The sequence below is a fragment of the Pseudomonas tehranensis genome, from assembly GCF_014268615.1.
Taxonomy (GTDB): Bacteria; Pseudomonadota; Gammaproteobacteria; order Pseudomonadales; family Pseudomonadaceae; genus Aquipseudomonas; species Aquipseudomonas tehranensis.
This window is the reverse complement of the sequence record NZ_JABWQV010000229.1, coordinates 1-8020: the sequence shown is the minus strand read 5'-3', so window position 1 is coordinate 8020 and position 8020 is coordinate 1. Positions and strand designations below refer to the sequence as shown.

Here is an 8020-nt window from a genome sequence, read left to right as displayed (position 1 = left end):
CCGTCTTCGCGAGCAAGCCCGCTCCCACATGGGGTCTCTGTCGTACACACATTTTGTGTTCGCTGAAGATCCAGTGTGGGAGCGGGCTTGCTCGCGAAGGCGATATTCCAGACGCCGACGATATCTCGGTTACAGTCGCAGCAAAGTCTTCCAGGCCCGATTCTGATAGACCGCAATCGCCTGTTGCTTGCGCGCCTCCAGGGCTTCGTCGGTAATCGGTTCGTTGGCCAGTTGCGCCAGTTTGTTCAGCTCTCCGTAGAGGCGGTCCATTTCCGGGATTTCCAGCACCTGGCGAGCGTGGTGCAGCCAGGCCTGGATGCGTTCGATGCGCGGCAGCTGTTCGGCCAGGTCTTCCGGCTGTTGCTGATAGCGTTGCAGTTGCAGCGACGACGATTCCTCGCCCAGCAGGCGAGGCAGCCAGCTACCCAGTTGGGCCGCGCCCTGGCGATTGCCGCGGGTGTTGCGCTCGGCAGCCCAGCTACGGGCCAGCAGCCAGCGTGAAGTGTTGAGGGAGAATTGGCCCCAGCGCGGGTCTTGCAGCTCTTCAAGGAACTGTTCCGGCGCGGCCTTGCGCACGTCTTCGTCATCCAGGCCGGCCTGGACCAACGGGCGCCAGTCTTCCAGCAGTGCGTCCAGGGCGACGCGCAGGTCATGGGTCGATTGGCGTGGTGCGGCCTGGCCAAGGCTGCTGAGCAGGGCGCGCAGTTCGGCCAGGTTTTCCACCCAGTCCTGCAGCAGGCGCCAGTGGCCGTTAAAGCGATACTGTTCGGCCAGACGTTGGCTGCTGCCCAGCAAATGCCAACTCAGCGCGGCAAAGGCATCATCGAGTGGCATCTCGGCGGTCAATTGCGGGGCCGGCAGGCTCAGGGCATAGCTGTTCGCATCATGCAGGCGATAGCCACGCTCGGCCTTGCTGATATCACACGGCATCAGGGGCAGGGTCGCGGCCAGCTCGGCAGCCAGTTCCAGCAGGGCGGCGGGTTCGCCTTCGCGCAATTCCAGCTCCAGCTCGCAGATTTCTTCCTTCTGCTTGCCGACCACGACGTGGCCCAGGTCCAGCGCGGCCTCGATGACGACTTTGCTTTTGCCGCGGCCCCAGGCGATTTCCGCGCGTTCACGAACGAAGTCGGTGGTGAAGATGGCCTTGAGGGTTTTCTTGTCCAGTTCGGTCAACGTCTCTGGCCAGCATTCGCCATCGAGTTTCTTCAGGTCGAGCTTGGCTTTGGGCAGGTGCCAGTCGTACTCGTTGCGCTCGGACAGGCCGGCGATGCTCTGGCCGCGCGTCTTGAGGGTCTGGATCACCTCTTCGCCGTCGCGACGCAGACGCAGGGCGACCTTGGCCCCGGCCAGGTCGCGCTCCGGTGTGTCGAAATACTGGTTCATCAGTTCGTGGCGTTCCCAGCCGCTTTTGTTGCGTTTCTTGAGCAATGGGTGCTCGCGCAAGGCTGCCAGGGTCTCGCGGCTGACGCGGAGTTTGATTTCGGTTTCTTTCTGCATGGCCGGAAAATCCAGGGATCGAGTGCGCAGCCGGGGGAAGGTGTGGCTGCCAAGGTCGTGCAGTGTACAGGACTCATCCGTCCTACGCGCCGCGACGGTTTCTTCCTTGCGCCGGATGGTTCTATGATGAACGTCAATTTGTAAGTCCGGAGCCAGCGATGCCTTTGCCTACCCTGAAAGATCAGTTCGCTGCCCTGATCGCCGCGCCTTCGGTCAGTTGTACCCAACCTGGGCTGGACCAGTCCAACAGTGCCGTGATCGAACTGCTGGCGGGCTGGCTCGCCGACCTGGGGTTCTCCTGCGATATCCAGCAGGTCAACCCCGGCAAGTTCAATTTGCTGGCCAGTTTCGGCAGCGGGCCTGGCGGCCTGGTACTGGCCGGGCACAGCGACACGGTGCCGTTCGACGGCCAGTTGTGGCAGACCGATCCGCTGAAGCTCACCGAGGTCGATGGTCGTTGGGTTGGCCTGGGCAGTTGCGACATGAAGGGTTTTTTCGCCCTGGCCATCGAAGCGGTCAAGCCCCTGCTGGAGCAGCCGTTCAAGCAACCCCTGCTGATTCTCGCCACCTGCGACGAAGAAAGCTCGATGTCCGGGGCCCGGGCCCTGGCCGATGCCGGAAGGCCGTTGGGGCGCGCGGCGGTGATCGGCGAGCCGACCGGCCTCAAGCCGATCCGGATGCACAAAGGCATCATGATGGAGCGCATCGATATCCTTGGGCGCAGCGGCCATTCCTCCGACCCGAGCCTGGGTCACAGCGCCCTTGAAGCGATGCACGACGCAATGGGCGAATTGCGTGGCCTGCGCCTGCAATGGCAGCGCGAATTTCGTAACCCGCAATTCACCGTGCCACAGCCAACCCTGAATTTCGGCTGCATCCACGGCGGCGACAACCCCAATCGGATTTGCGGCCAGTGCTCCATGGAGTTCGACCTGCGGCCATTGCCTGGCATGGACCCGAATGTCTTGCGGGCTGCGATCCAGCAGAAGCTCAATCCCATCGCCGAGCGCCATAAAGTCAAGATCGACTACGCACCGCTGTTCCCCGAAGTGCCCCCCTTCGAGCAGGCCGAAGACTGCGAGCTGGTGCGAGTGGCCGAGCGACTCACCGGCCATCGTGCCGAAGCAGTGGCGTTTGGCACCGAAGCGCCTTATCTTCAGCGTCTTGGCTGCGAAACCCTGGTACTTGGCCCCGGCGATATCGCCTGTGCCCACCAACCGGGCGAATACCTTGAAATGTCACGTTTGCAACCTACCGTGCAGCTATTGCGGCAACTGATCGAACATTACTGCCTGACACCGGCCACGGCCGGCTAAATTGCCCACATCCGGGCCCGTATTCATGAGGAGAGCGCGCGTGTCGCCAAGCCTGTTCCGACGATAACCATCAGCCCGCTGTGCGTTCCGTTTCGTCTTTTTTCGGCTGCTATTTATTACAGGCCCAGGTTCATGCCCGAATACGTCAATTGGCTTCGTCACGCTTCGCCTTACATCAACGCCCACCGCGATTGCACCTTCATCGTCATGCTGCCCGGCGATGGTGTGGAACATCCGAACTTCGGCAACATTGTCCATGACCTGGTGTTGCTGCACAGCCTGGGTGTACGCCTGGTGCTGGTTCATGGTTCGCGCCCACAGATCGAAACCCGCCTCGCCGCGCGGGGCCTGACGCCCCATTACCACCACGGTATGCGCATCACCGACGCTGCAACCCTGGAGTGCGTGATCGACGCTGTCGGCCAGTTGCGCATTGCTATCGAAGCGCGCCTGTCGATGGACATGGCGTCCTCGCCGATGCAGGGTTCGCGCCTGCGTGTCGCCAGCGGCAACCTGGTGACGGCACGGCCCATCGGCGTACTGGAAGGCGTGGATTATCACCACACCGGCGAAGTCCGTCGGGTCGATCGCAAGGGCATCAATCGCCTTCTGGACGAGCGCTCCATCGTCCTGCTGTCACCATTGGGTTATTCGCCGACCGGGGAGATTTTCAACCTCGCCTGCGAAGACGTCGCGACCCGGGCGGCCATTGATCTGGCAGCCGACAAACTGCTGCTATTCGGTGCCGAGCAGGGGCTGATCGGCGAAGACGGCCGACTGGTGCGCGAGTTGCGCCCGCAACAGGTCCCGGCCCACATGCAACGGCTGGGCAGCGACTATCAGGCCGAGCTGCTGGATGCGGCGGCCCAGGCCTGTCGCGGTGGTGTGGCGCGCAGTCATATCGTCAGCTACGTCGAAGACGGTGCGTTGCTGGCCGAACTGTTTACCCGCGATGGCAGCGGTACGCTGGTGGCCCAGGAACAATTCGAGGTGGTGCGCGAAGCGGCCATCGAGGATGTCGGCGGTTTGCTGGACCTGATCAGCCCGCTGGAAGAGCAGGGGATTCTGGTGCGTCGTTCCCGCGAAGTGCTGGAGCGTGAGATTGAGCAGTTCAGCGTGGTCGAACGCGAAGGCATGATCATCGCCTGCGCGGCGCTTTACCAAATCGCCGACTCGGATGCCGGGGAACTGGCGTGCCTGGCGGTGAATCCGGAATACCGCCACGGCGGTCGTGGCGATGAGCTGCTGGAGCGGATTGAAAGCCGGGCTCGGGCCAAAGGACTCAAGACGCTGTTCGTACTCACCACCCGTACGGCCCATTGGTTCCGCGAGCGGGGCTTTGAGCCCAGCAGTGTCGAGCGTCTGCCAGCGGCGCGGGCATCGCTGTACAACTATCAGCGCAATTCGAAAATCTTCGAAAAAGCCCTCTAAGTGCCCTGCCTGGGGGAGCCGCCCATCGGAGTGAACCGCGTAGCTGCGACCTTCTTGATTCCAGACAATGATCCGTCAGGCTGGAATCTATCAAGATCGCAGCTACGCTGTTTTGTCCATGAGTGCTGCAGTTGGAATGCTTGGGAGCCTGCTGCATTTCCCAGGATCGCCACAGTGCAGAACCGCTATCAATAAAAACATTCAGTAATCCCCAGACTGGCCGATATGCCATGTCACGGTTGGATGACGCTTTGATGGCGGTGATATTTCCAAATGAGCTGAAAAATGATGAAACAATTCTTTTTAGATTTATAAACAAACCATTATTCTGCGGGCCGGTGTCGCAGGGTTAGACCTTGGTCGTAATCACAAATGGTTACGATTGACTTGCCAGTCACAGACTGGCGCTAATCAAGCATCCGCGGATTCCGGGCGTTCGACCGGAAACCAAAGACACACAAGAATTAGAAAACGAGAGGAGCGAAGCATGAACAAGTCCACCTTGGCCCTGGCTGTGGCCGTTGGGGTTTTGGCGCAGCAGGCAGGCGCCGCCGGTTTTATCGAGGACAGCAAGGCGTCTGTCAATTCTCGTACGCTGTACTTCAATAACGATAACCGTGAGGGCGGTGAGGACCTGCGCGAAACGGGCACGGGCCTCAAGTTCGACTACAAGTCTGGCTTCACGCAGGGTGTTGTCGGTTTTGGTATCGACGCTCAGGCACTGGTTGGTATTCGTCTCGATGGCGGCAGGGGTCGTAACGCCGGCTCCTACATGCCAAGTGATACGGATGGTTCGGCGGTACATGAGTGGAGCCGTTTGTCCGGTAACGTAAAGGCACTTTTCTCCAAAACCGAAGCTCACGTGGGTGGCGCTCTGGCACCGAGCCTGCCGATTCTGGTTGCCAACGACAGCCGTTTGCTGCCACAGACCTTTGAAGGTGGCACCATCACCTCCAAGGAAATCGATAACGTCACCATTAATGCCGGTCAGCTGGAGCACGCCACTGGCCGTGCATCGAGCAACAGTACCGGTCTGGCGATAGCTGGCGGTACCGAGGAGAGCAACCAGTTCCGTTTTGCCGGTGCCGACTGGAAGGTCACCAAAGACCTGACCCTTCAGTACTACTACGCCAACCTGCAGGACTATTACAAACAGCACTTCCTGGGCGCGGTACACGTATTCCCGATCGGCGAAGGTCAATCGTTCAAAACCGACCTGCGTTATTTCGATAGCAGCTCGGATGGCCGTAACGGTGACGCGGGCTATCAATTTAACAACAACAACGGTTATGCCAAGACCCCGGGCGAGGTCGATAACAAGACCTGGAGCGCGATGTTCACTTACACCCTGGGCGGCAGTGCCTTCCTGTTGGGTCACCAGCAAGTCGGCGATGACGGTGGCTTTGTCTACCTGAACCAGGCCAACGTAGTTGATGGCAACGGTCGTAACGAAGGTGCCGGCGGCGCGAGCTTCTACCTGTTCACCGACAGCATGATCAACGGGTTTGTCCGTGCTGGTGAAAACACCACCTTCGGCCAATACTCCTACGACTTCGCTTCCTTGGGCGTGCCGGGCCTGAAAGCCGCCGTTTCCTATCTGCACGGCGATAACATCAAGTCCGCTACCGGCGGCAGCGATTCGTCCGAGTGGGAACGCGACATGCGCCTGGACTACGTTGTCCAGCAAGGCCCTCTGAAGGGCTTCGGCACTACCCTGCGTCACGGCTCCTACCGTGGCAGCAGCTCCGGTATCGCCGACCAGGATCAGACTCGCCTGATCTTCAACTACACTTACAACTTCATGTAAGACGTAGAGCGATAGAAAAAAGCCCCGCCCGGCAACACACCGGACGGGGCTTTTTGCGTTTTCGGGGCAGCGCTATGGCGCTGACTGGGTGGCGTCTTTACGCAGAATGAACGCGCTGAATGCCAGGAAGTCGTCCAGGTGCCGTGTAATGATGGCAACCATGATCGGCAGTTGCAGGGCTTGATAGTCATGCACGGCGATATTTCTGAAACCCACCATGTTTTTCAGATTTTTCACCAAGCCTTCTTCTACCCAGCCACCTTGAAAAAGCAACTCGAAGACATCCCGGGCACTTTGCGGGACGCCCAGTCGCTCGCGGCGAATCAAATGTTGGCCCATATCCAGTGCCGCTTCACACGCACGCTGAATATTTAGAACAGCCGAATCCTGGCGAGTGAAATCAGTCGCGAAGGTGGCGGGATCCTTGTCGTATTCCTCCCGCACCCTGGCGACGCAGCGCTCAATGCTCGCCGCTTTGTTGACCAATACATCATCGACCATACACATTGCCTTCTGCGTGAATATCCTTGAGCAGCCCGGCCCGAGCGGCGTCGAAAGCGGTTTTTTCACTGAGAATAAAACTTTCGAACAGCCCCGCCTGGACGTCCCTGGCCCACAGTCGCCGACCTCGGGTCACGATCTGGTATTGCATGACGGTCGTTGCCGCGCCTAAATCAATCAGGTCCACCGGACTCCCGGCGATATCCGCCAAGTCTCCTGAAAGCTGCCATAACAACACAGGGTCGACCCGGCCAGGCAAGAGTACTGCCATATCGACATCACTGTCGGGGCCTGCGGTCCCCTGTGCATGGCTGCCGAACAGGTAGACCGCGAGTAGATCAGGCAAATGGTTTTGCAGATGAGTCAACAAGGCTTGAGTGTTCATGCTGCCTATCCTAGCCGCTCGCCCAGACAGCGGGCCAATAATTTACTCATCAAAGGCGCAAACAAAGCCGATAAGAAAAAGCCCCGCCCGGCAACACACCGGACGGGGCTTTTTGCGTTTTCGAGTCGGGCCCACCCCTGTAGCCTTTCTCGAAGCTTCTCCTCTTTTCAGCAAATCGAGGCCTTCTCGAACCTCAGGGCAATCCTGGCTCCGATGGTGCTGCGGCGCCAGTGAACAGTTTTTTAATATTTGAAAACGTTATAAACAAATCGACATTCGGTCTTTCTAAGCCGAGTCAAACGCAGGCACAGTTGGGCTCCCCAAGCACCCCATCAGGAGCTGCACATGAGTCTCAGACTGGGCGACATCGCCCCCGACTTCGAACAGGATTCCAGCGCGGGCAAGATCCGCTTCCACCAATGGCTCGGCGATAGCTGGGGTGTGCTGTTTTCCCACCCGGCGGACTTCACACCGGTATGCACCACCGAGCTGGGCTTGACCGCCAACCTCAAGGGTGAATTCGACAAACGCGGCGTCAAGGCCATCGCGCTATCGGTGGACCCGGTGGACTCGCATCAGAAATGGATCGAGGACATCAACGAAACTCAGAATGCGGTCGTCAATTTCCCGATCCTGGCTGACGCTGACCGCAAAGTCTCGGACCTGTATGACCTGATTCACCCCAACGCAAGCGATACCCTGACCGTGCGTTCTCTGTTCGTGATCGACCCGAACAAGAAGATTCGCCTGACCATCACCTACCCGGCCAGCACCGGGCGCAATTTCAACGAGATCCTGCGGGTGATCGACTCATTGCAACTGACCGACAACTACAAAGTCGCCACCCCGGCCAATTGGCAGGACGGCGATGAAGTAGTGATCGTGCCGTCGCTCAAGGATGAAGACGAAATCAAACAGCGTTTCCCTAAAGGCTATCGCGCGGTGAAGCCCTACCTGCGCCTCACCCCGCAGCCCAATCGCTAAGGCAAACGCAAAACCTGTGGGAGCGAGCCTGCTCGCGATAGTGGTCTATCAGTCGACATCGCCACTGGCTGATCCGCCGCCATCGCGAGCAGGCTCGCT

General features: G+C 59.4%; 7 protein-coding genes. 4 read left to right on the top strand and 3 right to left on the bottom strand.

Annotation, left to right across the window (positions count from 1 at the left end; translation table 11 throughout):
- Positions 1–129 precede the first annotated feature (129 nt).
- The gene (locus HU811_RS22425) at positions 130–1497 is read right to left on the bottom strand and encodes a CYTH domain-containing protein (RefSeq protein WP_186658151.1); all 1368 of its coding nucleotides are present in this window, start codon (positions 1495–1497) and stop codon (positions 130–132) included.
- Positions 1498–1655: 158 nt separating this feature from the next.
- Here HU811_RS22425 and argE point away from each other — a divergent pair, with 158 nt between their 5' ends.
- From argE to HU811_RS22410, 3 genes are all read left to right on the top strand, one after another.
- Positions 1656–2813, top strand: coding sequence for an acetylornithine deacetylase (argE, locus tag HU811_RS22420; RefSeq protein ID WP_186658150.1), 1158 nt, complete (start codon positions 1656–1658; stop codon positions 2811–2813).
- A gap of 132 nt (positions 2814–2945) precedes the next feature.
- Entirely contained in the window at positions 2946–4244 is a 1299-nt protein-coding gene (argA, locus tag HU811_RS22415) for an amino-acid N-acetyltransferase (RefSeq protein ID WP_092452761.1), read from the top strand.
- A gap of 487 nt (positions 4245–4731) precedes the next feature.
- Positions 4732–6051 carry an OprD family porin gene (locus HU811_RS22410; RefSeq protein WP_186658149.1) on the top strand — a complete coding sequence of 440 codons (1320 nt, stop codon included), beginning with the start codon at positions 4732–4734 and terminating at the stop codon, positions 6049–6051.
- 72 nt (positions 6052–6123) lie between these two features.
- Here the strand turns inward: HU811_RS22410 and hepT are convergent, their stop codons facing one another.
- A complete protein-coding gene (hepT, locus tag HU811_RS22405; RefSeq protein WP_092395272.1) occupies positions 6124–6552 on the bottom strand; it encodes a type VII toxin-antitoxin system HepT family RNase toxin in 429 nt (142 codons plus the stop codon).
- Entirely contained in the window at positions 6542–6937 is a 396-nt protein-coding gene (mntA, locus tag HU811_RS22400; RefSeq protein WP_186658148.1) for a type VII toxin-antitoxin system MntA family adenylyltransferase antitoxin, read from the bottom strand. The genes hepT and mntA overlap by 11 nt, the downstream gene beginning before the upstream one ends.
- A gap of 345 nt (positions 6938–7282) precedes the next feature.
- Here mntA and HU811_RS22395 point away from each other — a divergent pair, with 345 nt between their 5' ends.
- Positions 7283–7921: a peroxiredoxin gene (locus HU811_RS22395; protein ID WP_092452750.1), complete on the top strand. Its 639-nt coding sequence runs from the start codon at positions 7283–7285 to the stop codon at positions 7919–7921.
- The last annotated feature ends 99 nt before the right edge of the window (positions 7922–8020 follow it).